General features: G+C 62.1%; 23 protein-coding genes and 1 pseudogene. 13 read left to right on the top strand and 11 right to left on the bottom strand.

Annotated elements, in window-relative coordinates; translation table 11 throughout:
- Positions 1–2,147 (bottom strand): DUF1217 domain-containing protein (locus tag EDE08_RS10885; RefSeq protein ID WP_131868854.1); only part of this gene is annotated, 2,147 nt, incomplete at its 3' end.
- Positions 2,148–2,413: 266 nt separating this feature from the next.
- Between EDE08_RS10885 and EDE08_RS10880 the strand changes: the two genes are divergently transcribed.
- The 3 genes from EDE08_RS10880 to EDE08_RS10865 all read left to right on the top strand — a co-directional run bounded on the left by EDE08_RS10880 (position 2,414) and on the right by EDE08_RS10865 (position 5,641).
- The gene (locus tag EDE08_RS10880) at positions 2,414–3,181 is read left to right on the top strand and encodes an AAA family ATPase (protein WP_131868853.1); all 768 of its coding nucleotides are present in this window, start codon (positions 2,414–2,416) and stop codon (positions 3,179–3,181) included.
- A 925-nt stretch (positions 3,182–4,106) separates the two neighbouring features.
- On the top strand, positions 4,107–4,670 hold the full coding sequence (locus EDE08_RS10870) for an SRPBCC family protein (RefSeq protein WP_131868852.1): 564 nt from the start codon (positions 4,107–4,109) through the stop codon (positions 4,668–4,670).
- Between the two features lie 17 nt (positions 4,671–4,687).
- The gene (locus EDE08_RS10865; protein ID WP_131868912.1) at positions 4,688–5,641 is read left to right on the top strand and encodes a YVTN family beta-propeller repeat protein; all 954 of its coding nucleotides are present in this window, start codon (positions 4,688–4,690) and stop codon (positions 5,639–5,641) included.
- Positions 5,642–5,770: 129 nt separating this feature from the next.
- On the opposite strand, the gene EDE08_RS10860 is transcribed toward EDE08_RS10865, so the two are convergent.
- Positions 5,771–6,412: an HAD-IA family hydrolase gene (locus EDE08_RS10860; protein ID WP_131868851.1), complete on the bottom strand. Its 642-nt coding sequence runs from the start codon at positions 6,410–6,412 to the stop codon at positions 5,771–5,773.
- 98 nt (positions 6,413–6,510) lie between these two features.
- Here EDE08_RS10860 and EDE08_RS10855 point away from each other — a divergent pair, with 98 nt between their 5' ends.
- Entirely contained in the window at positions 6,511–6,738 is a 228-nt protein-coding gene (locus EDE08_RS10855; protein ID WP_131868850.1) for a DUF433 domain-containing protein, read from the top strand.
- A gap of 10 nt (positions 6,739–6,748) precedes the next feature.
- Positions 6,749–6,985: a DUF5615 family PIN-like protein gene (locus tag EDE08_RS39630; RefSeq protein WP_502700585.1), complete on the top strand. Its 237-nt coding sequence runs from the start codon at positions 6,749–6,751 to the stop codon at positions 6,983–6,985.
- An 81-nt stretch (positions 6,986–7,066) separates the two neighbouring features.
- On the opposite strand, the gene EDE08_RS10850 is transcribed toward EDE08_RS39630, so the two are convergent.
- From EDE08_RS10850 to EDE08_RS10835, 4 genes are all read right to left on the bottom strand, one after another.
- A complete protein-coding gene (locus EDE08_RS10850; protein WP_131868849.1) occupies positions 7,067–7,396 on the bottom strand; it encodes a hypothetical protein in 330 nt (109 codons plus the stop codon).
- A 48-nt stretch (positions 7,397–7,444) separates the two neighbouring features.
- Positions 7,445–10,426, bottom strand: coding sequence for an excinuclease ABC subunit UvrA (uvrA, locus tag EDE08_RS10845; RefSeq protein WP_131868848.1), 2,982 nt, complete (start codon positions 10,424–10,426; stop codon positions 7,445–7,447).
- A gap of 275 nt (positions 10,427–10,701) precedes the next feature.
- A complete protein-coding gene (locus EDE08_RS10840) occupies positions 10,702–11,400 on the bottom strand; it encodes an outer membrane protein (RefSeq protein ID WP_131868847.1) in 699 nt (232 codons plus the stop codon).
- A gap of 238 nt (positions 11,401–11,638) precedes the next feature.
- A complete protein-coding gene (locus EDE08_RS10835) occupies positions 11,639–12,406 on the bottom strand; it encodes an outer membrane protein (RefSeq protein ID WP_131868846.1) in 768 nt (255 codons plus the stop codon).
- A 441-nt stretch (positions 12,407–12,847) separates the two neighbouring features.
- On the opposite strand from EDE08_RS10835, the gene EDE08_RS10830 reads away from it, so the two are divergent.
- The 4 genes from EDE08_RS10830 (at position 12,848) to EDE08_RS10815 (ending at position 18,650) form a co-directional block, all read left to right on the top strand.
- Positions 12,848–13,342: a single-stranded DNA-binding protein gene (locus EDE08_RS10830; RefSeq protein WP_061881761.1), complete on the top strand. Its 495-nt coding sequence runs from the start codon at positions 12,848–12,850 to the stop codon at positions 13,340–13,342.
- Positions 13,343–13,807: 465 nt separating this feature from the next.
- Complete coding sequence (locus EDE08_RS10825; protein ID WP_131868845.1) at positions 13,808–15,022, top strand: tyrosine-type recombinase/integrase; 1,215 nt, start codon at positions 13,808–13,810, stop codon at positions 15,020–15,022.
- On the top strand, positions 15,019–16,578 hold the full coding sequence (locus EDE08_RS10820; protein ID WP_131868844.1) for a tyrosine-type recombinase/integrase: 1,560 nt from the start codon (positions 15,019–15,021) through the stop codon (positions 16,576–16,578). The genes EDE08_RS10825 and EDE08_RS10820 overlap by 4 nt, the downstream gene beginning before the upstream one ends.
- Positions 16,575–18,650: a hypothetical protein gene (locus EDE08_RS10815; RefSeq protein ID WP_131868843.1), complete on the top strand. Its 2,076-nt coding sequence runs from the start codon at positions 16,575–16,577 to the stop codon at positions 18,648–18,650. The genes EDE08_RS10820 and EDE08_RS10815 overlap by 4 nt, the downstream gene beginning before the upstream one ends.
- A 317-nt stretch (positions 18,651–18,967) precedes the next feature.
- On the opposite strand, the gene EDE08_RS10810 is transcribed toward EDE08_RS10815, so the two are convergent.
- The 3 genes from EDE08_RS10810 to EDE08_RS10800 all read right to left on the bottom strand — a co-directional run bounded on the left by EDE08_RS10810 (position 18,968) and on the right by EDE08_RS10800 (position 20,855).
- Complete coding sequence (locus tag EDE08_RS10810; RefSeq protein WP_131868842.1) at positions 18,968–19,705, bottom strand: hypothetical protein; 738 nt, start codon at positions 19,703–19,705, stop codon at positions 18,968–18,970.
- Between the two features lie 126 nt (positions 19,706–19,831).
- Positions 19,832–20,410, bottom strand: coding sequence for a VapC50 family PIN domain-containing toxin (locus EDE08_RS10805; protein ID WP_207912912.1), 579 nt, complete (start codon positions 20,408–20,410; stop codon positions 19,832–19,834).
- The gene (locus tag EDE08_RS10800; protein WP_245524761.1) at positions 20,382–20,855 is read right to left on the bottom strand and encodes a helix-turn-helix domain-containing protein; all 474 of its coding nucleotides are present in this window, start codon (positions 20,853–20,855) and stop codon (positions 20,382–20,384) included. The genes EDE08_RS10805 and EDE08_RS10800 overlap by 29 nt, the downstream gene beginning before the upstream one ends.
- A 132-nt stretch (positions 20,856–20,987) precedes the next feature.
- Between EDE08_RS10800 and EDE08_RS10795 the strand changes: the two genes are divergently transcribed.
- The 3 genes from EDE08_RS10795 (at position 20,988) to EDE08_RS10785 (ending at position 23,078) form a co-directional block, all read left to right on the top strand.
- Entirely contained in the window at positions 20,988–22,007 is a 1,020-nt protein-coding gene (locus tag EDE08_RS10795) for a GSU2403 family nucleotidyltransferase fold protein (protein WP_131868841.1), read from the top strand.
- A 147-nt stretch (positions 22,008–22,154) separates the two neighbouring features.
- Entirely contained in the window at positions 22,155–22,664 is a 510-nt protein-coding gene (locus EDE08_RS10790) for a hypothetical protein (protein ID WP_165942110.1), read from the top strand.
- A gap of 9 nt (positions 22,665–22,673) precedes the next feature.
- The gene (locus EDE08_RS10785) at positions 22,674–23,078 is read left to right on the top strand and encodes a VPA1267 family protein (RefSeq protein WP_131868839.1); all 405 of its coding nucleotides are present in this window, start codon (positions 22,674–22,676) and stop codon (positions 23,076–23,078) included.
- A 181-nt stretch (positions 23,079–23,259) separates the two neighbouring features.
- Here EDE08_RS10785 and EDE08_RS39060 read toward each other — a convergent pair.
- Positions 23,260–23,513, bottom strand: a pseudogene (locus tag EDE08_RS39060) (FitA-like ribbon-helix-helix domain-containing protein).
- 36 nt (positions 23,514–23,549) lie between these two features.
- A complete protein-coding gene (locus EDE08_RS10775) occupies positions 23,550–24,335 on the bottom strand; it encodes a hypothetical protein (protein ID WP_131868838.1) in 786 nt (261 codons plus the stop codon).
- Positions 24,336–24,483: 148 nt separating this feature from the next.
- On the opposite strand from EDE08_RS10775, the gene EDE08_RS10770 reads away from it, so the two are divergent.
- The gene (locus tag EDE08_RS10770) at positions 24,484–26,394 is read left to right on the top strand and encodes an AAA family ATPase (protein WP_131868837.1); all 1,911 of its coding nucleotides are present in this window, start codon (positions 24,484–24,486) and stop codon (positions 26,392–26,394) included.
- Positions 26,395–26,871 lie beyond the last annotated feature (477 nt).

Raw genomic sequence — 26,871 nt, 5'->3', positions numbered from 1 at the left:
TGTGTGCCGGCCTCCTCGTCCAGCACACAGGGTGAATCAGATTTTGACTCCCATGGGAATCCCTCCCGATCCAAGTCGGTCAGATTTTGCTCTAGGTACGTGGATGCGCTCATGCCCGATAGGCCCGAGCTCGATCCTTGAAAGAGGTTGAGCAAGGGAGACTGCGCCTGGCCCGTGCTCTCGCTGTTCTTGATGTCATACATGGCTGAGAATCGATTCAGCAGCTTCGCGACCTTCGCAGGATCGGACAGATCCTTGATTTTCATGAATTTGTCCACGTACTTGGCTTGCCGGTCGATCGGCATCGCCGCCATCTGGTCAGGCAGATTGAAGGTGGTCCTGAACACCTCCGAAAGAGCCTTGTCGGCGAGGATGTCGTATGCCGACGTGATGTCGCCCGCCTTTCGCTGGAAGTAGAGCGCCAGCCGGACGCCGGGATTTGTTTCCCCTTGCTGCTGCTCCAGGCTTTGCTGAAGATAGCTCGCCTGTGTTTCCCGGAATTGATCCCGATTCTGGGGACCCATCATCGGCAGGCGTGCGACGTTGCCCTTGCTGTCGAAGTTGAACGACGCCACGATGTCGGCAAAGCGGGAATCGCTCTGCGTGTTCGCAAGACTCTTTGGATCGTTCAGGTCGGAGGCGAAGATCTTCTTGAGGAATTCGGTGCTGACCTTCCTGGGGTCCAGACCCTTGGCCAGGAGAATGAAATCGACCATCGGCCTGTTTGCAAGAAGATCGGACGCGCTGTCGATACCTGCGATCGCCTCCCGATAATCCGTCGCATCCTTGGTGGCTTGTGCCCGCACGGCCGCCTGCTGCTGGGTGCTCGCCGTGCTTGCGCTTTTCACCGCTGAAATGACGTAGTCCTTCGTAATCTCGAGCACTTCGGCGGCGTCCTGAGCCACCAGGGGAGTGGTCAGATTGCCCTTTGCATCGAAGTTGAAGGCGCGGGCGAGCTGGACATAGCGGTTGTCCTTGAGGGTATAGACGTAACTCTTGGGATCGCTGAGGTCGCTTTCGAGAACGGCCTTGATGCTGTCCCGGGTGACCTCCTTGGGATCGAGGCCGACGGCGCCCAGCGCAAAATTGTACACGTCCGGTTTCGACAGGAACGCGTCGAGCGAATTGACGGTGAGAAGAGCCGTCCTGAATTGCCTGATGGCAAAGGCCTCGTTGAGCGGGCTTGCCGCCGAATAGACGGCGGACTTGCTGTCGTCGAACCGCTTTGCCGTGAGCGTAACGTTTGCAGCAGTCTGCGCGGACACGCCTGGCGGAAGTGACCCGTCAGGCGAAAACTCGAACGCGCCAGCCAGATCTACCAAGTCACCTATCGTCGCGATCTGGTCGCTGAGGCTTGCTACGCTGCCCGTGTATGATTCCAGGTGATATTTTTCGACCAGGATCTGGACCTTCAACTGGCTCACGTCGGCGCCAGGTTGCGAGAGTTGGGCCGTGTAGTCGGCGATCCTCGTGTTGGTGGCGCTCACGTCCGACTTGGCTTGAGCTAGCTGGGCGTTGAGGCCGCTCAACTGAGACGCGAAGGTGGTGTTGACGTAGCTGCTCGGATCGGACGGATCGCTGCGCAGGACCTGACTGATCGTGTCGCGCGGCCACTTGCTCTGATCGATCCCGTATGCCGAATAGACATAGTTGCGAAGGCGATCGTTGTTCAGGAGTTCGTCCGCACTGCTGATGTTGCCGATCTGTGCACTGTAGTAATTCGAGTCGCTGGCGAGTGCATCGACCTGACTCTTCTTGGTCGCCGTGTACAGACGGATCATCTCGTCGGTCTGGTTGTCCGATTGGGCAACGGGCGTTGCAGCGCCGTTGAAGGAAAATGCGGCGGCAAACTCCCGGTAACGCTTGTCGACCAGCTTGTTGACGAAGCTCTTGGAATCGTTGAGGTCGCTCTCCAGCACCTGCTTCATGAAGGCCTTGGCATATGCCATGTCCTCCAGGCCATACGCCTTCATCGCGTAATGATACAGGCGGTAGTCCTTCATCAAATCGTCGACGGTTTTCACCTTGCCGATGTTGGCCTTGTAATAGGCGGCCTCCCGTGCGACGTCCGGCTGCTGTTCGACCCGGGTGAGGGACTGCTTGAGATTGCGCGTGATGTAGCTGTAGCCGAAATACGTCGTCACCATCGCGGCATTCCTGGCGGCCTTGCGGTCCCGGACGTCCGGCAATCATTGCGGAGTCGCGAGGTGGGAGCTGACCTCATGCCAGCAGATTGACTCGTAGCTACGTCTTCCCGGGGCGGTTTCGCAGCGCAAGCTGAGGTAGCGCTCTGCGCCCGAGTGACGTAGGTCGGGTTTGTGTCTGGTTGTTTCCATATGTTTCTCAAATGCAGCTTTCGCGAAGGTTTCGTTCTCGGTATGTTCAAATTGAGGATGGCCGGATTGGAGTTGGCATGAGCCGAAGAAGCAACCGAACGATCAACCTGCCCGCGCCATACCTGAAACGGGTCTGGCTCGATCCGTCGCAAGTTCACGATCGGGAGGCCTATCCGTTTTGCCTGCCCATCTTCCCCGATGATTTCGAGCTCAACTTCGATGCGGCCATCACCATCATCGTGGGAGAGAACGGGACCGGGAAATCGACGATCCTCGAGGGCATCGCGGCGCTCGCCGGCTATGACGATGCCGGTGGCGGCAAGGGCTACAGGCCGGTCGATCATTCCGAAGCACGCGAGAAGATGGGCGGCCAACTCTCGAAGGCGCTGCGCGCAAGCTGGCTGCCGAAGATCACCAATGGCTGGTTCTTCCGTGCAGAGAGTTTTTTCTCGGTTGCGCGATATCTGGACAAGGCCGCACGGGACGCCGGCCAGGCCGGTCCCGATTTCCTCTCGCACTCCCACGGTGAAGGCTTCCTGCGCTTCTTCGAAGAACGCTGCCAACGCCAGGGCATCTTCATCTTCGACGAGCCGGAATCGGCGCTGTCGCCGGCACGCCAGATCGAATTCCTGAAGCTGCTGCGCCGCATGGAAGAGTCCCGCATCTGCCAGGTGATAATGGCAACGCACTCGCCGGTGCTGATGGCCTATCCCAACGCGCGGCTGCTGCGACTCGGGAAATACGGCCTGGAGCCGACGACGGTAGAACAGACCGATCATTACCGGGTGATGCGGGAGTTTTGTGCCGATCCACGCGGGTTCGTGGAGGCGACGCTGGCGGAGTAGGAGTGCGAAGTGGCATCATTTTCCGCGCTCGTGTCCCGGACAAGCTGCAACGCGTGAGCGTTGCGGCGCAGAGCCGGGCCCCAGGAATCCGCGCGTCGTGCTGTTGCATGGGCCCCGGCTCTGCAGCGCATCGCCAAAGGGGCGCTGCGCTGCGTCCGGGGCACGAAAGCCCGAATTTCTCTAGCATTGCTACCTGCATCATACGCGTGGCTTTGCATTCTCGCGGCACACCGTGCCCGAGCTTTGCGTTAAACGCCGCCCTCAAAAGTGCCGAGGGCGCAGGGAAGGCCGGGTGCCGGCTGGCACCCGCGGTCCACTGTGCGAAAGCGTGTGCTAAAAACACTGCACAGCGGCATACAGGTGAAGCCAAACATCCGGCCTTCCCTGCGCAGTGGTTTTACGGCTTATGTCGTGATCTCCTCGGGGAGCGATGCACTATTGCCCCCGTCGCCTTGCGGATGGCTGACGATGCGAACCCGGTCGGGCGGCAACGTCACCACAAGCCTTGGCGCGCAGACCCCGGGCGCCGGGACCACACGATTTTGCCGTACGCTGGCTGCGCCCGTCGTGTGCGCGCCTCGTCTGCTCACGGAGTGACCCGCCCTGCAAACCGTCTGCGCGCGACGCGGGCTGCGTCCACCACATTCCCATCCCGCGTTCGTGACGATCGCGATCCGCCCCTCGGCCCGGGCTGGGATGGCCAAAACATGCGATAATTCCGAATTCGAGTAAAGCGAATTATTTCCGCCCGCAGGGCTTGACCGTGGTCTGGCGTGTTTTGCCCGTCAGGCACCGCAACGGATGGTGTGATGGTGGGGAGCGCGCCGCCACAGCCGCGCCACGAACCGGTCTCCCCACCGTCCAAAAATGCGCTACGCTGCTTCCAGCGCGCGTCAAGTCGCGCAGGATCAAGTGAGGAAACGACATGAGGATGACGATGGGACCGGCGATCGCCGGGGTGGCGGCGCTGGCGGTGGCGGGGATGGCACTGACGACGGCGTTCGAGCCAGTCTGGGCCCACGGGCCGACCCGGCAGAAGGTGAGGGAATCCATCGAGATCAACGCGGCCCCGGCCAAGGTATGGGCGGCGATCGGCAATTTTCAGGACATGAGCTGGCTTCCACCCGTCACCAAGACCACGGGCGAGAAGGGCAACGAGATCGGCGCGACGCGGACGCTGACCCTCACGGGCGGCGCAACGGTCGAGGAGGAGCTCTACAAATACGAGCCCGACATGCTCAGCTATTCGTACCGGATCACCAAGGTCGACGTGAAGGTGCTGCCGGTGACCAATTATTCCTCGACGCTGACGGTGTCGCCCGCGCCGGACGGCAAGGCGAAGCTGGAATGGGCCGGCGCGTTCTATCGCGGCTATCCCAACAACGATCCGCCGCCGGAGCTGAGCGACGAGGCCGCCAGGACCGCGGTGAGCGGTCTGTACAAGACCGGGCTCGAGGCGCTCAAGAAGAAGATCGAGAGCGGAAGCTGACAGTGCGGGCGCTGGTCTTGCAGGCGCTGGCCTTGGCGGCGCTCGCCGCCAGCCTTTGCCCTGCCGGTCTCGGCGGCGCGTCCGCCGAGGAGGCGTTCGTCACCAACCAGCTCAGCGATGATCTGATGGTCGTGGATCTCGCGACGTCGCGCAGCGTTGCGACGATTCCGATCGGCGGCAAGCCGGCGGGCGTGGCCGTCAGCGCGGACGGACGTTTTGCCTATGTGACGAGTCCCGACGCCAAGGCGGTGACGGTGGTGGACGCGGCCGCGCGGCAAGTCGCGGGGCGGATCGAGGTCGGCGGCGGGCCGCTCGGCATTGCCGTCGCGCCCGACGGCCGCACCGTCTATGTCGCCGACTGGTATGCCGCAGCGGTGCGGGTGATCGATACGGCGAGCCGCAGCGTCACGGCCAGCATCGCAGTCGGCGCCTCGCCGTCGGGCCTTGCGGTGACGCCCGACGGCAAGCTGCTGCTCTCGGCGGACCGCGACGACGACAGCGTCTCGGTGGTGGACACCGCGATGGGCCAACGCAAGGCCATGATCAAGGTCGGCACGCGCCCGTTCGGCGTCACCATCGACGCCGATGGCAGGCGGGCCTACACCGCCAATGTCGGCTCCGACGATGTCTCGGTCATCGATATCGCCGAGGCCCGCGAGATCGGCCGGGTGCCGGTCGGGATGCGCCCCTATGCGGTGGCGCTGACGCCGGGCCGCGGCTTCGTCACCGACCAATATGGCGGCACCGTCACCGTGTTCGACCTTACGACGCTGAAGCCGATCAAGCGCATCACTGTCGGCGACTATCCCGAAGGCATCGCGGCGACCGCCGACGGCAGACGCATCATCGTCGCCTGCTGGGAGAGCAACACGCTTCATATCATCGATGCGGCCGAGTTGAAGGTGATCGGAGAGGTCAAGACCGGCGACGGCCCGCGCGCGTTCGGGGCGTTCTTGCGCAGGACGGAGTAGGGGTGTGTAGGGTGGGTTAGCCTTGCGGCTGCGCGAAGCGCAGTCGGAAGGCGTACCCACCTCTTTGGATTCCGCGGAGACAGAAGTGGTGGGTTACGCTGCGCAGATGCGCTTTGCGCATCTGCAGAGCTAACCCACCCTACCAGTCCGCGCTAGCGTCGGCGCAATCTCATCCATCCGCTCGAACACATGATCCGGCCTCAGCGCCCGCAACGCCGCCGGCGCCGCATAGCCCCAGCACACCGCCCCGCAGGCAATGCCGACCGCGCGCGCCGCGTCGATGTCGCGGACCTCGTCGCCGATCGCGATGACCTGGCCCGGCTCGACGCCTGCGCGGCGCACGACCCGGCGGAATTTCGCAGGCTTGCCGAACAGCGACGCAGAGCAGTCGAAATGCGCGAACAGCGACGCAGCCTCGCCGAGCTTCTCGCGCGCATTGGCCTCGCTGTCCGAGGTCACCAGCGCGAGCTGAATGGCATTCTCGGCCAGCGTCCGCAGCATCGTCTCGACGCCAGCGAACAGCGGAATCTCGCCAGCTGCCTCAGCCTTCAACCGCCGCGCATGCCGCGCGATCGCCGGGAGCTTCCACAGGGGCACTTCGAGCCGGGCGAGGATCTCGCGGCTCGAAGCATGCCGCAGCTCTTCGATGTCCTCATCGGCGACACGGCGAAAATTGAAGTGATCGGCGACATCGTTGATGGTGCGGAGAAACCACGGAAAGCTGTCGGCGAGGGTGCCGTCGAGGTCGAAGATGGCGAGGGCGTAGGGCATGGAGGTGGAGGTGCCGAGCGGATCGTGCGTCAGGCCGGCCGCGATGCGCTGACAGATATCATTTGAGGTGCTATATTGACGTTTCCTAGAGGTGACAGATGTCGGAGCTACTGGCAAGGATTACGGTCGATCCGCAGCGCATGCACGGGCGCCCATGCATTCGCGATCTGCGCATCACGGTCGCCGACGTCCTGGGACTGCTGTCCGCGGGACAGTCGCGCGAGAGCATTCTCGACGATTATCCATATTTGGAAGAGGCCGACATCGACGCGGTGCTTGCTTATGCCGCCCGTCAGGTCGACCACCCGATCATAGCGGCCAAGTAGCGTACTTTATCTGATCGACGCGCAGCTTCCGCCTGCACTCGCGGAGGCCATGCGTCGCGCTGGATACGATGCGGCTCATGTGGCCGAGTTCGGGATGGCAAACGCGATCGACGGGGTGATCTGGAACGAACCATTTCTCGATCGCCTCGTTACCAAGGATCGCGACTTTTCGCTTCTCGCGTCGCGAAGAGTTAGGGACCGATCGTGCTATGGGTGCGCGTGGGCAACATCGACAATCGCACGTTGATCCGCCGGTTTCTAGGCGCCATGCCGCAAATTGCGGAAGCCGTCGCGCGGGGCGAGGCGGTGATTGAATTCGTCGGCAGAGCTAGCGGGACCGCAACCCGCGGACGTCAACGTTGATATCGAGATCGATGTCGCTGACGCAAGTCTGAGTGGTTCGATGCGAGCCACCTTCATACCAGTGGCCGTCCCGCGCCCGGGCACCACTGACATTTGCCAGCTTCAGGCAGCGCCATTGCGGTAGCGATCCGCTGCTCTCTCCGGCAAATTGCCAGGCCAGCACGGCCTCCTCGCCGGACTTGTTGGTGCCGATGATATGTGGACAGAGCTCGCGATGGCGCCCCTCGTAGACGCAGGTCACCTGGCGTTCGGCGAGGATGGCGTTCCGAAATAGCGCATAGGTCCGGCTTGGCATGGAGATTCCTCCACCTCGCCTTGATTCCGGCTGGTCAAGGCAGCGGTGTTACTCCGCCGCCTCGCTCGTGCTCCGCCGCTTCGGCTTCCGTGCCTTCTTCAGCACCGGCTCCAGGAACTTGCCCGTGTAGCTCCGCGGCGCTTTCGCGATGTCCTCCGGCGGGCCCCAGGCGACGATTTCGCCGCCGCCGTCGCCGCCTTCGGGGCCGAGGTCGATGACCCAGTCGGCGGTCTTGATGACTTCGAGATTGTGCTCGATCACGACGACGGTGTTGCCCTGTGCCACCAGCTCGTGCAGCACCTCCAGCAGCTTCTTGACGTCGTGGAAGTGCAGGCCGGTGGTGGGCTCGTCCAGGATGTAGAGCGTGCGGCCGGTGGCGCGCTTGGACAGCTCCTTCGCCAGCTTGACGCGCTGGGCTTCGCCGCCCGAGAGCGTGGTGGCCTGCTGCCCGACATGGATGTAGTCGAGGCCGACGCGGTGCAGGGTCTGGAACGTCTCGCGGACGCGCGGCACCGCCTTGAAGAACTCGGCGGCTTCCTCGACGGTCATGTCGAGCACGTCGGCGATGCTCTTGCCCTTGAACAGCACCTCCAGTGTCTCGCGGTTGTAGCGCTTGCCCTTGCAGACGTCGCAGGTGACGTAGACGTCGGGCAGAAAGTGCATCTCGATCTTGATGACACCATCGCCCTGGCACGCCTCGCAGCGGCCGCCCTTGACGTTGAAGGAGAAGCGGCCGGGCTCATAGCCGCGCGCCTTCGCTTCCGGCAGGCCGGCGAACCATTCGCGGATCGGCGTGAAGGCGCCGGTATAGGTCGCCGGATTGGAGCGCGGGGTGCGGCCGATCGGCGACTGGTCGATGTCGATGATCTTGTCGATGTGCTCGAGGCCCTCGATGCGGTCGTGCGGCGCGGCGCCCTCGCTGGCATTGTTGAGCTTGCGGGCGATGGCGCGGTAGAGCGTGTCGATCAGCAGCGTCGACTTGCCGCCGCCGGAGACGCCGGTGACGCAGGTGAACAGGCCGAGCGGAATCTCCGCCGTGACGTTCTTGAGGTTATTGCCGCGCGCGTTCACGACCTTGATGGTGCGGCGATGGTTCGGCGGGCGCCGCTCCGGCACCTCGACCTCGAGCTCGCCGGTCAGATACTTGCCGGTCAGGGATTTCGGGTTGCGCATGATCTCGGCGGGGGTGCCTTCGGCGACGATGTTGCCGCCATGCATGCCGGCGCCGGGGCCGATGTCGAGCACGTAGTCGGCGAGGCGGATGGCGTCCTCGTCATGCTCGACCACGACCACGGTGTTGCCGAGGTCGCGCAGCCGCTTCAGCGTGTCGAGCAGGCGGGCGTTGTCGCGCTGGTGCAGGCCGATCGAGGGCTCGTCGAGCACGTAGAGCACGCCCGTCAGCCCCGAGCCGATCTGCGAGGCCAGGCGGATGCGCTGGCTCTCGCCGCCGGACAGCGTGCCGGAGGAGCGGGACAGGGTGAGGTAGTTGAGGCCGACGTCGAGCAGGAAGGTCAGGCGCTCGCGGATCTCTTTCAGGATGCGGCCGGCGATCTCGTTCTGCTGCGTGTTCAGCGTCTCGGGCACGCCCGCGAACCATTCGCCGGCCTTCCTGACCGAGAGCTCCGAGATCTCGCCGATATGCTTGCCGCCGATCTTGACGCAGAGCGCCTCGGGCTTGAGGCGAAAGCCCTTGCAGCCCTCGCAGGGGACGTCATGGAAATATTTCGCCAGCTCCTCGCGGGCCCACTCGCTCTCGGTCTCGCGATAGCGGCGGTTGATGTTGGTGATGACGCCCTCGAACGGCTTCTTGGTGTCGTAGGAGCGCACCCCGTCCTCGTAGGAGAACTTGATCTCATCGTCGCCGGAGCCGTAGAGGATCGCGTCTCTCGTCTTCTTCGGCAGATCCTTCCACTTGGTGTCGAGCGTGAACTTGTAGTGCTTGCCGAGCGCGGTCAGCGTCTGCACGTAATAGGGCGACGACGATTTGGCCCAGGGCGCGATCGCGCCCTTGCGCAGCGTCAGGTCCTTCTCGGGGATGACGAGATCCTCGTCGACATGCTGCTCCACGCCGAGGCCGCCGCAGGCCGGGCAGGCGCCATAGGGATTGTTGAACGAGAACAGCCGCGGCTCGATCTCGGGGATGGTGAAGCCGGAGACCGGGCAGGCGAATTTTTCCGAGAACAGGATGCGCTCGGGGCCGCTCTTGTCGTGGATCTTCGCAGTCTTCTTTTTCTCTTTCTCTTCCGCAGGCGCGGCCGCCGGCGCGTCGGCGAACTCGACCACGGCGAGGCCCTCGGCGAGCTTCAGCGCGGTCTCGAAGCTTTCCGCGAGGCGCTGGCCGATGTCGGCGCGCACCACGATGCGGTCGACCACGACGTCGATGTCGTGCGGGAATTTCTTGTCCAGCGTCGGCGCCTCGCTGAGCTCATGGAAGGTGCCGTCGATCTTGACGCGCTGGAAGCCCTTCTTGAGCCATTCGGCGAGCTCCTTCCGGTACTCGCCCTTGCGGCCGCGCACGACCGGCGCGAGCAGATAGAGGCGGGTCCCTTCGGGCAGCGCCAGCACGCGGTCGACCATCTGCGAGACGGTCTGGCTCTCGATCGGCAGGCCCGTGGCCGGCGAATAGGGCACGCCGACGCGGGCCCAGAGCAGGCGCATGTAGTCGTAAATCTCGGTCACCGTGCCCACCGTGGAGCGCGGGTTCTTCGACGTCGTCTTCTGCTCGATCGAGATCGCCGGCGACAGGCCGTCGATCTGGTCGACGTCGGGCTTCTGCATCATCTCGAGGAACTGGCGGGCATAGGCAGACAGCGATTCGACGTAGCGACGCTGGCCCTCGGCGTAGATGGTGTCGAAGGCGAGCGAGGATTTGCCGGAACCGGAGAGGCCCGTAAACACCACCAGCTTGTCGCGGGGGATCTCGACGTCGATATTCTTGAGGTTGTGCTCGCGCGCGCCACGGATCGTAATTGCGCGCAGGCTCGAGCCCGCGTTCTGTTGTTGGCGCTTCGCCTTGATCACTTCGTCCATCCCGCTGGTCCTTAAGGAATCCAAAGACGCGCGATCGCGCCAATGCTGAAGGCGCGCTTCGCCCGGAACCGGGAACGGCGCCGATGGGTATGGCAGCGAACGTAGGAAGAACGGCGGCGGATTTCCAGTGCGACTTGCGAATCGTCAACGGATTGTTGGCGCGCTGGCGGCATTTGGCAGCAGCGGGCGTGCGGAACTGCGCTGGAGCGTGCCGCCAAACAAAAAGGCCGGCGCGAGGCCGGCCTTTCGTAACGCAAGCGCGTCGGAGACGAAGCTCAGTACTTCGCGACGATCGGGCCGCCGAAGTGATAGTTCACGCCGACCTGCACGGTGTGGAAGTTGATCGTGCCAGACGCCAGCGGAACGCCAAGGTTGGAGAAGTAGTTCTCGCTGCCGAAGCTGCGATAGAGGTACTCGCCCTTGACCGACCACTGCGGCGCGAAGAATGCTTCGACGCCGGCGCCGACGGTCCAGCCGGAGTGCCACTGGCTGTCGGAGACGCTCACGCCGAGCGCGCTGACGGTGACCTTGTTGTCGATCCAGGCGTAACCACCGGTGCCGTACAGCAGGACGTTGTTGACGGCCCAGCCGATGCGGCCGCGCACGGTGCCCATGGCGTCGGTCTTCGAGCTCAGCGTGGCGGTGGCGACGCCGAAGCCGGGGACGACGGTCGAGCCGGTGACCGAAGCGCTGACGTCAGCCCAGGCGCCGTCGGCCTCGAGGCCGAACACGACGTTGCCGGTCTGCCAGTTGTAGCCGGCGGTACCGCCGACGAAGCCGCCGTTCATCTTCGGATCGGTCGAGGACTCTTCCCAAGCGCCGCCGCCGACGACACCGAGATAGAATCCGGTCCAGTTATAAACAGCGGCCGGAGCAATCGGAGCCTTGGTGTAAGGGCGAGCCGCGAGGTCGGCGGCCGAGGCCGGAGCGGCAAGAGCGAACAAACAGGCCGAAGCCAACAAAACCTTCTTCATCTTCAACTAAATCCCAGTCCCAGTTTCTGTTGTTGCCTTCCGTGACAGGAAGGGCAGCGGACTCAACGGCCCAACTGAGGTTGTGCTTACACCACCAAAGCCGCAAGTTGTGTCTCCGAAAAGCCACAACGACGCAAAAGGTAATGGTTACTGACTCGTTGCCCCGGGGCAGGTCGCGCCCAAAACTGAAAGGCCGGCGCGAGGCCGGCCTTTGATCTCCAACAATATCAGCGGGATATCAGTACCTCGCGATCATCGGGCCGCCCCAGCGATAGTTCAACCGGATGAGACCGATATCGACGTCCTGGCCGATGCGATTGGAGGCCGTGAAAACACCGAGCGGAGCCGTGACAAAATTGCCGGATCCGGTGAAGTCGATCGTGCGGTGGCCCAGGAAGATGTGATCGTACTCGAAGCCGACCGACCAGTTCGGCGCGAATCCGAACTCGACGCCCACGCCCACCGTGCCGCCCCAACGGGTCTCGTTGGCCCGGTCGAACTCGAGGCCGGTCGCCACATCGTAGGTCCGATAGCGATCACCGACGACGGCGGCGCCGCCTTTTACGTAGAGCAATACGTTGTTCCAGGCGTAGCCGATCTGCCCGGTGATCAAACCGAAAGAGTCGATCGTGGACTGGTTGCGAAGGCCGGACACCGCGCTGATGTTGTCGCCGGTAAAGTCGGCCCAGTTGCCCTGGCCCTCGAAACCGAACACCCAGTTCGTCGACTGCCAGCGGTAGCCGACCTGACCACCGACGGTGCCGCCGGTCGCATTGTGACAGCCCTCGCCGACCAGAACGCCGGTCGCCGGGGTCACGAAATCCCAGCACTTGCGGCTTGTGCCGCCACCGCCGTTGATGCCGATGTAGAAGCCGCTCCAATCGTAGATGGTGGCAATCGGCGCTGGAGCCTTGGTGTAGGGACGGGCGGCAAGATCGGCCGCGCTTGCGGGGGCCGCCAGCCCCAACGCCATTGCACTGATTGCACCAAAAAGAATCTTATTCATTGCAGTCTCCCCAGTTTCGCCCGCTTCTTGAAGTCCCCGAAGCGGGCTGATCAGGCGCGACGCCCATATGAATTAATTCCAAGGCAACGATAGCCCAAGGAAAGGGCAAAATCCGTCCCCGAAATGCCACACTCGCGCACTGATCGAAATAGCTGCAACTTGATGAATGTTAAGCGGTTTTCCTTCTTCTCGGGAACCCGGGAAAGTTCCATCCGGGTTCCGCGCCATCGGCGTGTGACCAGAATCTGTTCAGTGCCTTTGGCACGAAGAACAAATCTGGAACATAGTCGGGCGGGATGCTATATGTGGGGATAACCTTGGGGGTGGCGGGCTGATTGGTGTCCCGCAAGCGTATAGGGTCGCGTCAACGGGGCGCAGAGGAACGCGGGCAGCGGGATTCGCCCTTTTGAAATTCAGTGGCATTCGGAGTGGAGAGCGGCGATGGCGGGAAGCGTCAACAAGGTCATTCTGGTTGGAAATCTCGGCAAGGATCCTGAAATCCGCCGCACCCAGGACGGGCGGCCGATCGCGAATTTGAGCATCGCCACCTCCGAGACATGGCGTGACAAGGCGACCGGCGAGCGCAAGGAGAAGACCGAGTGGCACCGCGTCGTGATCTTCAATGAAGGGCTCTGCAAGGTCGCCGAACAGTATCTGAAGAAGGGCGCGAAGGTTTACATCGAGGGCGCACTGCAGACCCGCAAATGGACCGACCAGAGCGGCGTCGAGAAGTACTCGACCGAGGTCGTGCTCCAGGGCTTCAATTCGACGCTGACGATGCTCGATGGCCGCGGTGGCGGCGGGGGAGGCGGCAGCTTCGGCGACGAGCCGGGCGGCGATTTCGGCTCCTCCGGTCCCGTCAGCAGCGCACCGCGCCGTCCCGTCGCCGCCGGCGGCGGCCGCAACAGCGACATGGATGACGATATCCCGTTCTGACAATTAGGAATATCAGAACGTAAATTTTCGAGGCGATTTCTTCGATCCGGCAACGGGTTAGGGGAAATCGCCTTGATCGTTTTTGTAAACTTCGTTGGCTGCTCGAATGCAGGATTCGCAGTTTGTAAAGTTTTGCTACGAAAGCTCTATTTTTACAGAGCAGAATCTTTCCAAAACGAAATAGCGCAGGCCGGTCGTGCTTAGCGGTGGACGAATTTGGGGAAAACCGCGAGCGGATTCCTGCACTTTGTCTTTGACAGATGAGAAAAGTGTTGGGGCGCAGGCCGTTTTGCAGAGCACGAATCTTCCCTTCCATTTTCTATGGTTTGTAAAGTTAGAGAGCAAATCCTTCGCCCGTTCTGATGGTTAGCTGCAGAATTGCGGCCCGATGCTTTGCAATTAGAGCTTTTCGGGTGGCTCGTGAGATTTTTGGGTCCATCATCAACGACCTGAGTATCTCTTCCGATGTGGCAGGAAATCCCGCCTTTCCACACCAAGACCATTCGTCTCCTCGAAGGTGATCTGTTCACTTTCACCGTCGACTCGCAGGAATTGCCGGTCGATTGGCCAAATCTTTACTGCGTCGTGCATCTGCGCCCGACGTCCATGGCGCTGAGCACCATGGAAAGGCAGATGCTAGCGGTCTGCATGCTGCACAATTGGGCCGCATGCTGCGGAATCGATCTGCGCCAGAGGATCGAGAGCTTCGACCTCTTCAGCCGCGAGGAGCTGGCCGCTTTGCGGTCCGAACTGCGCGTCAACCTCCATCACCGCAGACGCCAGACCGAAGGTGAACGCAAGGGCAAGTCGGTTGTTGCGGGTTCGACCTGGAAAACTCGGTGCCAGGCCATTCGCGACTACGTTTCATTCCACGCGGATAATGCCATTAGTCGGATGTCGGTACGAGATAGTCGGCTCGCCGAGGCCAGACTGCGTCTTGCCGACTTCAGGAAGGCCATTGTCGGCAAAATCCGAGTTCCCAAGCAGGTAACGCGCGAGGGTTTGAGCGACACCGATCGCGAACTCTTCCTCAAGGCCATCACGCCTGGCGATCCAAGCAACCCCTTCAGGCCCTCGGACCAGGAGCGCAATTACGCGCTCTGGTTGCTCTACTACGATGCCGGCCTGCGCAAGTCTGAGGCGCTGATCGCAAAGGGGCGTGACCTCCAACTTCATGGTGATGAGCCGATGCTCATCGTCCATCGTCGGCCGGATGACGTCGAGGATCCGCGTAAAAACCCGCCGAGAACAAAGACGCTAGCTCATCCGGTGCCACTGACACCGAGGCTGGTACGTGCGCTGAACAGTTACATCCTTGGCACCCGTAAGAGAGTGCCTGGGGCAAAGAAGTTGCCGTACGTGTTCCTCTCGCAGCAAGGCAGGCCGATCTCCATCTCAACCGTGACCTACATGTACACGCAACTGCGTGAGAAGGTGCCGGGTATCCCAGCCAAGTTCACCACCCATGTCCTTCGTCACACATGGAACGATAGATTTGGCGATGGTGCCGAGGAACTCGACCTGCCCGAAGCGATGGAAAAGCACGCCCGCAACCAGAGCCAGGGGTGGACACGCACCTCCGAGCAAGGCGACCACTACCAGGGTCGTCGGATCCGCAGGCGGGCTCGGACGGTCATGCTCAAGATGCAGGACAAGAGCACCCGCGAGGTTGAGCAATGATTTCCAAGCAGGTGGCCAAAGACGCTGGCAATGGCCATTTTCCCAGCCAGGGCGTCATCTACGACCGCGCCGGCATCGAGGTCGATGCGACCGGGTGGGTGTGGAAGCTAAATTCTCTTAGACCAGAAGCTCTTAATTTTCGTAGGTTGAACGTCCAGTCCGCCGGTTTGTTGGCCAGCATTGCCCTGTACTTGGCCGAACTCGTTCAAGCGACATCGGTGGATCACGTCACCAATACCTTCGACGCCCTGGTCTATTTGCATCGTTCTGAACATCTCAGGGCCTGTGCTGAGAACGGTGCGGATATCGATGAGCGTCTTATAAGCGAACTCCGGCAAATCCCGCGCCTTGCCGATTACCGGTTGGGCTATGTTCGTGCCTGGTATCGATGGTGCGCACAGCAAGGGCTTCGGCAATTCTCACCCGAGACTGCAACAAGGCTCGACGATCTTGTGATCGAACACAATGTGGTGGGACACGCCGTTCGCACCAGGGATCCCGAGAAGGGGGCCTTTGACGAACTCGAATTCATCGCGTTGACGACTGCGCTCCGGGCCTCGGCGAGTTCATCGGTTCTTGATCTCAAGGAACGCACGGCGTTGTGGCTGGCGATCGGCCTCGGCTGCAATCCGTTGGCCTACGCGCTCCTGCGGGAGGAAGATTATAAGCCTATTGTCGAGCACGGGACGGGTCGCATCCAGCACATGCTCTACGTGCCCCGGATCAAAAAGGGAGATGAGGAATTCCGCGCTCAGTTTCATCCAGAGATTTTGAACGACGAAATTGGGCCCCTGGTCGCGGCTCTCATTGATCAGAACATGTCACGACGTAAGGCGGCGCGCTGGTCTGAAGAGTACGCCCATCCGTTGTTTGTGGCTTCTCGACCGCGATTGGATCTTCGCGGGCAACTTCGCGAATACGCGATGCACGTTATTCCTAGTGACATCACTGACATGCTCAAGAACGCGGTTCGTAAGCTCGGGGTCAAGTCGCATCGGACGGGTGGTGATCTCATCGTGACCGCGCGGCGCTTTCGTCGCACATTTGCGACCCGCGCCGTCGAGGAAGGAGCCTTTCCGGTCGAGCTCGCCATGATGCTCGACCATTCAGACCTGCAGACCGTCCAGGTCTATTACGAGACGCGCTCGAACCAGGTTCAGCGGCTCGATGCCGCCTTGGCGTTGAAGCTGGCGCCGCTCGCCGACGCCTTCATGGGCCGCCTGGTCGTGGACGAGAGTGAGGCCGTCAACGGCGGCAACCCGGCAAAGCGTATTCCCTGGTTTCGTCGGCGGCCGGGCCAGACGCCGGAGCGTAACGGCAACTTGGGGACGTGCGGCGCCGGCGCCTGCGGCCTCTACGCGCCGATCTCCTGCTACACCTGCGAAAAGTTTCAGCCCTGGAAGAACGGTCCGCACCGCGAAATGCTTGATTGGCTCTGCGCCGAGCGCGATCGGCGCGAGAAAGACGGTCGGGACCCGCAGATCGTCCGCCTTCACGATGCGACCATTCTGGCGGTCGCCGAGGTCGTAACCCTGTGTGAAGGAGCTGCGGAATGACCGTTCCCGTTTCGCCAGCGCCGCGGTCGAAGGCTAACCCCCGCCGGCCTAGCAGTCGCACGACCAGCGCCGAAATTCTCATCCTTCCGTCTCGGATCGAAAGAGATTGCCGCACCAATATGAGCGCGCTCGTCGAGCATGCGCGGAAGCTCCAGGCGTTCGGTCCCGACGTCGATTTCGACGCGCCAGTCTGGGATATCACGTCCACCCGGAAGCTCAGGCCGACCTCCGCCCAGGTGCGGAAGCTGTACTTCATGACCCGCGGTAAGGGCCGTGCCAGCGAGGACGGCCGCGAAGTCATGGCTCGCCCGTTTGGCAACCTAATCCGCTCGATCGTCGTTCTGCGCGAGTTCGCGCGGCCCTTCGGGTCCCACACCAAGGTCGTCGATGCCAGCAAGGCTCTCTACGAGGTTCTATCCGATCGGAACTATGACCCTGCCGAGCTGACCTCCGAGCATTTTGCTCGGGCGGCTCGGTTGCTCGAGGGGCGGATGAGGCGGACTTCCGCTTACTCTCAGGCCGGCGCGCTCGTCGAGATTGCGAAGTTTTTGAACGATCGGGCACTCACCAAGGCGATCATCTCCTTCCGGAATCCGATCAGTCGCGAGGACGATATCGGGTCCCGTATCGATGATCAGGCAAGATCCCGCCGCGCCGAGAAGATGGCCAACGAGGAGGTCATCGACGCAATCATCGCGATGACCTCCATGGTGACGCTCGATACGGACATTTTGCGCGCGCGTATCCTGGAACTTCTGTTCTGTGCGCCTTGGCGCATCAACGAGGTTTTGAACCTTGGGGTGGACTGCATCCGCACGGAAAAGGCCACCTCCAACGGGGAGCCGGTGCTTGATGCCTCAGGACAGCAGGTCGAGAATTTCGGCATCGCGTACGGCGGATCGAAGGGATACCCGGATTCGATCAAGTGGATCCCAACCGCCATGGTCGATGTCGCCAAAAAGGCGATCGCCGACATCACCCGGATCACGCAGCCGGCGCGTGACGTTGCCAAGTGGATGGCACAGCACCCTGGGAGGGCATTCCTGCCTCCGCCCTGGCGACTGGCGGATCCCGAAACGGAGGTGTGGTCACGCGATTTACCCAATCTTCTCGGCGTCTCAACCTTCAACGCCGGCCGCCTCACGCTGCATACTTGGGGCGTGGAGCCGAAAGAACGGCGCAAACTGCCCGGCCAGCCCGGAATTCCCCAATGCGTCTACCGCTTGGGCGACATCGAGCAAAAGATACTGGAGCTGCAGCCCAAGTTGCCGCCAGACGCTCCTCGGTCGCTGGAAGAATACCTGCTCCTGCTGCCCCTGAATTTCTTCCATCCGGTTCGCAACAACTTCGAGTCAATCGTGACGATCTTCTCCGACCGGCACATGCGAACGTTCCTGACCGGATCCGGTTATGTGAAATCGGTGTTCGAACGGCTGGACCTGCGCGACGAGCACGGCAAACCCTACAACCTCCGCAGCCATGCCGTTCGGCACTATCTGAACACGCTCGCACAGGAAGGAGGCGTCTCTCAGCTCGATATCGCGCGCTGGTCGGGCCGAAAGAACCTTCACCAAAACTCAGTATACGACCATATGAGCGGCATGGCGCTTGCCGAAACGACCCGCGAAGTCCTCAAAACCGGGGCCGTGATGGGGTCGGTGGCCGAGACCTTCAAACGCTTGCCGCCGGTCGAGCGTGACGAGTTCCTGAAGGCCCGCTTTGCCACCGCACACACGACGGACATCGGCATGTGCTTCCAGGACTGGACGCTTGCGCCGTGCCATAAGCACGGCGGCTGTGCCGATTGCGGCGAGCACCTAATCATCAAGGGAGATTCCAAGCACATTGCTCGGACGCAGCAGATGCTCCAGGAGCAGAAAGCCATGCTCGCCGAGTCCGAGAAGGAGGTCAGCGAAGAGACGTATGGCGCCTCAAACTACGTGGACCACAATCGGAAGATCGTGGCTGGCTTGGAGAAGGCGCTTGCGGTCCACAACGATCCGGACATTCCGGATGGCACCTTGGTGCAGGTAGGGGATGAGCCAAAGGAGGATGAGCCCTCCCAAGGCTGATCGCGGGAGGCAGGACGCGATCTGCGCCACCTTGGAAACGCTCCGTCCGACCTCAAACACGTCGTCCTACGACGGTCCGCCGGCATCATCAGTCTGATCCCCGGAGCCGCCGTCGCAGGCGTCCCGCAGGCAACGGCGCGCGCAGCACGCAAGGGCGTAGAGCGAAGCGTCCCTTGCGGGCGAGCACGACGGTGCCAAGGAAGAGCCGGAGACGAAGGCGCTCGGGGGCAGGCGCCCTGATCCCTGGAAAGCCCGAGCACCTTTGCTCGGACAGCGATTTGAACTTCGTCCCAGAAAGCGCCCTTCGGCGGAGGTGGTCACTTCGGCAGGGTCGATATATCGGCAGCTCCGGAAATGGCCGGCATGCCCATCGCTCGGGCGAGTGCACGAGCCTCCTCGTCTTTCAGCCAGGTTGGCGGGATGTACATGCCGTTATTGGTGCGACAGCCCCGAACCATGTTGTGCACGTCTTTCAGGTACCAGTCCCAGCGCTCCAGTTTGGGATTTGTCACGCTTCGCGAAGACCATATTTGAACCGACTTGAGCAGATCGATCGGTTGCTCGGAGACGTACCATTTGTCGGGGTCGTCGCCGACATCGCGAGCCGTTTCGTTCAGCTCTGCTCCCTCCGAGGTGAGATATCCCGGGTGATCGCGCCAGGGCACGATGGAGGAGTTTTCCGAGAGCCTGAAGCCGATCGCGACGCGGTTTAGGGCGAGAACGTCGGATAGCTGCCGGCCCGTCTCTTCCTCCTCATAGCGGATTTCACCGGTCTTATTATCCGTCAGGAAAACCCTCGTGTTCCTGAGGCAATTTGGGATGTCGATCTCGGACGTGAACCAGGCGACTGGCGGAAAATCCTTCATTGCCCGGCGCATCAGCGCGTCTGTTCGAATTTCGCCCAGCTTCGGATGAAACGCTGGCCACCGCGATTGCCCCTCAACCTCGATGACCCCCGACATCCAAAGCAGGTTCGTCCGGAGGGTGCTGGTGTGGTGGTAGACGACGGGCCCGAGCTCGGCCTCTCTCATTTTCCGTCGCTTGGCTTCCCCCATCGAATAGCTCCCTTCCTAATTCATCCAGATATCGGTGACGACTCTCGTCTCCAAGCGCAAGCACGGTCCTACGACGCTCCGTTGGCATCATCAGTCTGATCCCCGAACGCTGTAACAGGCGTCCCGCTATGGTGCGGTGGCCGGCGCGACGCCAGGGCTGGAACGGAGGCAATCGACAAACTTCGGTAAGCCGCATCCTGTCGCAAGTTGGGTCAAATAGTCCTCCCACGTCGGATTGGACTTCGTGAGGTTCGCCGCGGCTTCGCGCGTTGCGGCCTCCATCACTTCGGGCTTCGAAATAGCCAACGCTGTTAGAAATTCGTCGGGCGATTGCACCTGCACCCCAAGTGCCTTCAGTGCCTCGAAATCAAAATCCTGCAGATTGTTCGTCACGAGGACACAGGGCGCGATTGCCGCGGCCGCCGATGCGACATGGCGGTCTTTCACATCCGTCTTTCCGATGACGTGGTTCGGATCGAACCCCGTCACGATGGCATCCGGAAAGCCCTGTCTTATGAGCGGAAGAGTGTGCGCCTCAATGCGCTCTCGCGTGCGCGGCTCCATATTGCGCAGCCATTCCTCCTCGATCCCCCCGCTCCACTTGACCTGGAAGAGGTCGTTCTGAGCCAATTGGAGCAGTAGATTACGAAGGTGGTTCGAATAGAGGACGTTCGCGTCAAGAAGAGCTTTGACCGGGCTTTGCATAGTTTGCTTCGAGATCCTCGGTGTCAGCCGAAAGGGCCGCCGCGAGCGCGCGCCGCTCGTCCTCAGCCTTCTTCAGGTTCACGACATCGTCTACGCGGACCCGGCGATGTGTCCCGACCGAACGAAACGGGAGTTTGCCCGCATCCATGCGCTGATAGACGAGGGGCCGCGAAATACCGAGAATCTCGGCGGCTTTCTCCGGTGAAATCTCCAGGTCGGGAGACAAGACGAGCGCTTCGCCGGTATCGGCCAACGTCCTCAGCAGCGTTTTCAGCACGAGCATCAGGGTCGGCGGCATCTCCACCGTCACCTTCTTGCCATTGGCACTCGTGAGAAACAGCCCGGCGTGCTCAAGCGCAATCGCTCGCTCGAGGAAGTTTGCTCCCTTGCGGGCTTCCTCGCGCTCGATCGCCTCGACCTTCAGTCGTGTCATCGCTTCGGCCACGGCAGGACTCCATCTCCAGCACTCGCCATAACTGTAATATGTGTAACTCGCCGCGGAAAGTCCAGCCGCTCACGAGGAATGGTTGCAATTTCTTCTACCTCATAGTATTATGTTTCCGTTTTCGGTAGAAAAATGGCCGATCTCGAACCCACTCCGATGGACCGCGCCCAGATCCGGCATCTCGAAGATGTCCGGGAGATCTGGCGCCAATGCGTCTTCCTGATGAAGCAACAGGAACTGTATCGGGGCGCGATGGGCTGGAAGAAGGTCAGAGGGTACGAATACCTCACGAGCTATTGGACCGACCCTGTCACCGGCAAAAAGCAGATGAACTCGCTCGGACGTCGGTCGCCGGAGACCGAGAAGAAGAAGGCCGAGTTCGACCGCGGTCGAACCGAGGTCGATAAGGCCGTCGCCGAATGGACGCGGGAGCTTTTGCCGCTGATCCGGGTAGGACGGGCGTTGCGGATCGGCCGGTTGGAGCCGATCGCCTGCGACGTGCTGCGCGCACTAGGCACAAACGATTTGCTCGGGCCGAAGCTGATGGTGATCGGCAGCGCGGCTCTTTCTCTTTACGAAGCTTACGCCTGCGCCATGCTGCCGATGGTGATTAAACCCCAGGGCGACCTGGACCTCCTGTCGTCGGCGGAAAGCCGTCAAGAAGCCTTGGAAGAGCTACTTCCCGTCATTCAGCGCGCTGACAAGTCCTTCACGCTCCACGGGCCCACTCCATTAATCAAGAACAGCCACGGCTTCCACGTTGACCTGCACACCCAGCAGTCGGTTCGTCGGGCGATAGATCGCCTTTCGGAGGCGTCCAAGGAGCAGATCTCGGTGCTGCACTGCCTTCTGGACCTCGCGCCGGTCTCCGCCACCACGGTCGCGCGCGACGGCTCGCCCGTCGAAATAATCGGTATGGATCCGCGCGCCTTTGCGCTGACGAAACACGCGCTGGCGACCCTGGGTGGCCTGGATGGTACCGCCGCTCGCATGGCCAAGGATCAGGCCTATGCCGTCGGCAGGCTAGTGATGAAATTCGGTGCGAAGCCGTTCGAGGAAGAACACCTCGAGGCGTTTCCAGACTTCGCCGAGCAGATCGATGTCGGAGATCCGGAGGCCACGGCAGTGGTCAGAAAGTTCTTCGGGCCGTAGCGACTTCAAAATCCCAGGTGTGGTTGACGACGGGCGTCTGACGCCCGCGTGCAGGGAGGTTTTGTCGTGTTGAATCCTTCATCGCAAGACCCCTTCGAGACTCGGGCAGAATCAGCTTATCCCTTCGATCCTTCGGCGAAGGACTTGATGGCAAAACGAATCCTTGAAGGTTTGGGCAAGCAACCCGGCGCTGGCCGGGTGCCCCGAACCACTGCGCGCCGCGGCGCTCGCGGACGGCGTGTCCATATCAGTAAGGCGGATGAGAACATCATTCGCACGATCATTGAAGAATGGTCGCGCCCCGAGATGGGCTGGGAGGACGTCGTCGAGGCTGTCGAGCAACGGCTCGGACGTAATTGGACCCGCCAGGCACTCGGCTCCCACAGCAAGATCAAGCTGGCCTTCCAGCACAAGAAGGAAGAGCTGAAGAACGCTAAGCTCGGGCGGAAGCTCCGGCGCAGCCGGGTTGATGCAGACTACCAGCGCATGGCCAAGTTCACGCAGGACATCGGCGAAGTCGTTGAAGGCTTGCGCAAGCGGATTGAGATCTTGGAGGCGCGGTTCGCACGGTGGAGGCACAACGCCTATTTGCACCGGTTGACTGTCGAGCAGCTTGATGCGCCTCTTCAGGAGAACGATCGCGGTCGGACCGACTGAGGTGTCTCCATGGCGACCCAAAAATCTGGAAGCGAGATCGGCGCCGAAAACGTCGAGCGCCTGCAGGGCTTTCTCGAGAGCCTTCGACAAGAAGGTCGCAAGCTTCCGGAGCGGGGCGGCAAGGCTAATTTTTCGGCGATCGCGCTCGCCTGTGGCTTCGATCGGCAGGTTCTCTACAAAAATCCGGCGGCCAAGCGGCTTCTCGACGATGCGCTCCAGCAATTGGGCCTGGCGGACGCCGGCGGTGACGAGAAGCCGATCGTAAAATCCGATCGCCGTGACCAGCGCATTTTGACGCTCGAGCAGCAGAATGCGTCCCTACGCGCCGAAAACGCCGGCCTTCGTGAAAAGCTGAGACACCTCGAACAGGTCGAGGACATCATGGTCGAGACTGGGCGACGGGTGTCCCGGTGAGATCCCGTCCCTTGGAGAGACTGGCGCCTGACCGTCCCTCGGAGCCGACCCGCGATCAGCAGGACCGCCGCGCGCAGCGAAAGGCAAGGAGCGACACGGGCCCGCGAAGCGGGCGTGGCGCGGGCTGCCCCTTGCCGGAGCGAGCACGGCGGTATGCAGTCGCGCAGCGTATCGAGCAGGATCATTCGAAGCGCAGCGGCTCGGCGGCACGGCGCCGTGGCCATGTTCGAGTGCCTCAACATCGGCATTGGTGAGGCCGATCTTCCGGCTCATCTCCGAAAGGACGGTGCCGAGCCGCAGCCGGCCCTCGGGACGCACGGCGGCCTCCAGAATGGCGCGCATTTCCGCTTCCACGCTGCGATTGTGTTGCGCTGCACGGACTTTCAGGGCGCGATGCGCCTCCTCCGAGAGGTTGCGGATGGTGACAGCGGCCATGATAGCGTCCTCCGGGGACTGATCGCGATGATAGCCTCAAAACCTAAAACTGCCGCGATCCGCATAACCCTTGGGGCGGATATCCAGCGCGGCGATCAGATCCAGGCGCTGCTTCCGGCAACTAAATTCGGGATCATTTCCCACCTGGAGCCACGCACCATCACGCCGCTCAAGCCACCCGGATGCAAACACCTCGCCCGCCAGGAAGCCGCCATTCGCCGTTCGGACCCAGCGTTCGCCCTCGATCGTCGGCCACAGCGCAACGTGGATTGACAGCTCGTCCCAACCCGCGTCGTGAACGCTGGCAATGGCCGGAATATCCTCGATCATAAAGCGGTACGTTCGAGGATTGTCTCCAAACCTCGGATCCGGCTGGGACCAGCTGTTTTCTCCGGCTCGTGGCGTAAACAGTCCCTGGTCGATGCCGGCATTGATCCCGGCCACCATCACATTGCGCCACGCCCGCCGCCTGCGCGACCCGTCGTACTTCACCTTGGCGGCCCCCTTGGACGCGGTCGGAATCACGTCCGCACCCTCGTAGTTGAGGTGATCGAAGGAGAATCCACGGAGGTCTTCATCCGATATCGGGACACCCGTCACCGCCGCGAGACGGCTCAGGAACGGCGATTCCTCGAGCAATGCAAAGTCCGGATGCGCCGGCGCACGCTCCAACATGCGGGCCCGCAGCGCTGCATGACTTGCAAAGCCGCAGGCGGCTGCGATCGCCTCAGTCAGATGGGATGATTTGTGGTTCGGATAGTCCTGCCTGACCGCACGCTTAACGGACGTGAGGGCAGATTCAGTCAAGGGGATAGCGGTCAAAGGATCCACCTGTTCATATCAGCGGCCGATGTCCACAGATTACGCACCGACCTGGATATGACGGTCGATCCAAGGCAATTTGAAATAATGTCCACTTTGACCCTGTGGCAGGTCCGGCGAGACGGCCGATTCGGAGGATGCACGGTCCATGAGCAGCTTTCAAGCATCAAAGGCCGCTCGCGAGAAACCGGTTAACTCGGGAGGCACGCTTGTCCGCCACCTAGCCGAGGATCCTGTTTTCGAAGGCATCGGATACGCAACTGCGTCCCGGCTGTGGGAGACGTTCGGCGAGCGGCTTTACGCCGTCCTTGGCAACGGTGACGTTGAGCGCCTGACCACGGTTCTGAGCCGTGAGCGCGCAGAGATGCTCGCGCAGGCCTGGAAGGCCAAGCTCGCCGAAGGCGATGTCGTCGTTTGGCTGGACGAGCATAGGTTCGACGCTCGGCTCGCCAAGAAGATCGTCCGCCTCTGGGGTGAACACGCCGCGGCAAAGCTCCGCGAGACGCCGTACGTGATGATGGCGCTCGCCGGTTGGAACGTCGTGGATGCCGCGGGGCGCCAGCTCGGTGTCGACGAGCATGCCCCGCAGCGCCTCGTTGCAGCGGTCGAGGCCGCGCTCTACGGCCGGCTGGAGCGGCACCACACCTGGACGCATCATCGCGACCTGGTCGCAGAGGTCCGTCGTCTCCTGAAGTGCACGACCACCGTGGTGGAGCAGGCCATCGATCTGGCAGTCCAGGGAAAGGCCGCGATCGCGGTCGGAGACGGCTTCCAGGCTGCCGGTGCCCACATGATGGAGCGCTACGTCGCCGATCGGATCCGGACCATGCTCGGGGAACCGGTCATGGGCGATCTGATCGCGCGCGAGGTCTCCACGGCCGAGCTTGAGAGCTGGCTCGAGACAACTGACCTCGGGATCGCCCTCGATGCCGAGCAGCGGGAAGCCGTTCGGATTGCCGTGCAACAGCGCTGCGGCATCATCCGGGGCGGCGCCGGCGTCGGGAAGACCACCGTCCTGCGAGCTATTGCCCGCGCATGCACGGCATTCGGCCGGACCGTGCACATGATGGCGCTGGCCGGTCGGGCTGCGGTTCGGATACGGGAGGCGACGGGCTGGCCAGCCACCACGATCGCTGCCTTCCTAAAGGCCGTAGAGGCGCAAACAGTGAGCCTGGGACCGGAATCCGTGGTGGTGGTCGACGAAGCGTCGATGCTCGACCTGCCGACCGCCTACCGCGTCCTACGACACCTTCCGGATGGGTGCCGGCTCCTGCTGGTAGGCGATCCGGGCCAACTTCCTCCGATCGGCTTCGGGCTGGTTCTCCACGCGCTCATCGATCGACGTGAGATCCCGGCCGTTGAGCTGACGAAGGTCTACCGTCAGACCGAAGCCACCGGCATCCCAGCCGTCGCCCAGGCGGTCCGCTCCGGACGACTGCCGTCTCTGCCCGGGATCGCCGGGCAAGCCCGCCAGGGGGTTGCACATCTCCAAATCGAGAAGGCCGCAACCGAGGACATAGTCGACATCGTCGCTGACCTCGGAGGCTTTACCGAGGACCTCCGGATCCTTTGTGCGGTGAAGGCCGGACCGGTCGGGATGGAAGCCCTGAACCGGCGCTTTCACGACATCTTTGCCGTGGGCAAGCCCCGGCATCCGACCAAGCACTTCGCGGAAGGCGAGCCCGTCATGTTCCTCCGGAACGATTATCGGCTCGACTTGCGCAACGGCAGTCTCGGCCGTGTTGTCAGCATCGACGGAGCAATCCTTCGGGTCGATTTCGACGGGTTCACCCATGAGCTGGGCGGTCGCGCCCTCGACGACCTCACGCTCGCGTACGCCATCACGGTCCACAAGGCGCAAGGGTCCAGCTTCCGGCGTGTGGTCATTCCGGTCCAGGCCACCCGGCTGCTCGACCGGTCGCTCGTCTACACCGCGATCACCCGTGCCACGGACCTTGCCGTCTTGGTGGGAGACCCGGAGGTGCTCCGGAATTCCCTCGAACGCAGCGCGCACGCCGACCGGCGGGAGACGGCGCTCTGTCGGATGTTCGACGCGTGAGGGTCGTTCCGCCCGGCCTTTTCCCTCGCGGTGTTGGCCAAATCGATCGTCCAGCTTGACAATACGAATCCTTCCGGGCGACGATTCCATAGTCAAGTCAACGAACTAACACACACAGTTGACGGGCGTTCCTGCATACTTCGTTCGTGAGGACGAGGATCGAAAGACGCCGCGCGGACGGAGCTTGGCGTTTCGTGTCAGCAATTCTGTCTAATCGATGGAGCGGGCTCGGGTTTTCCGGGCCCGCTTCATGTTCGGCTTGAACTCAAATCGTTCCGACTCCGAGGAGATGGCCCGTCGCGGCTCCCGGCTGCTGCGGACGGGCTCGCGGGGCCTCCCTGGCTGCGCGGATTCCGGGGCATGGAGAAGGTTCCGCGAAGCATTTCCGGGGTTGTCCGAGATGTCCTGTTCTAAGCCGTAAGCCATTGGAAAAATAAGCGGAAAAAGCGCTTCTCGGCTCGCCGCGAGGGTGGTTAT

Source organism: Bradyrhizobium sp. R2.2-H, assembly GCF_004346455.1.
In the GTDB taxonomy this organism is placed as follows: Bacteria; Pseudomonadota; Alphaproteobacteria; order Rhizobiales; family Xanthobacteraceae; genus Bradyrhizobium; species Bradyrhizobium diversitatis.
Note: the sequence above shows the minus strand (reverse complement) of the source record. Positions and strands in the feature narration are given on the sequence as shown.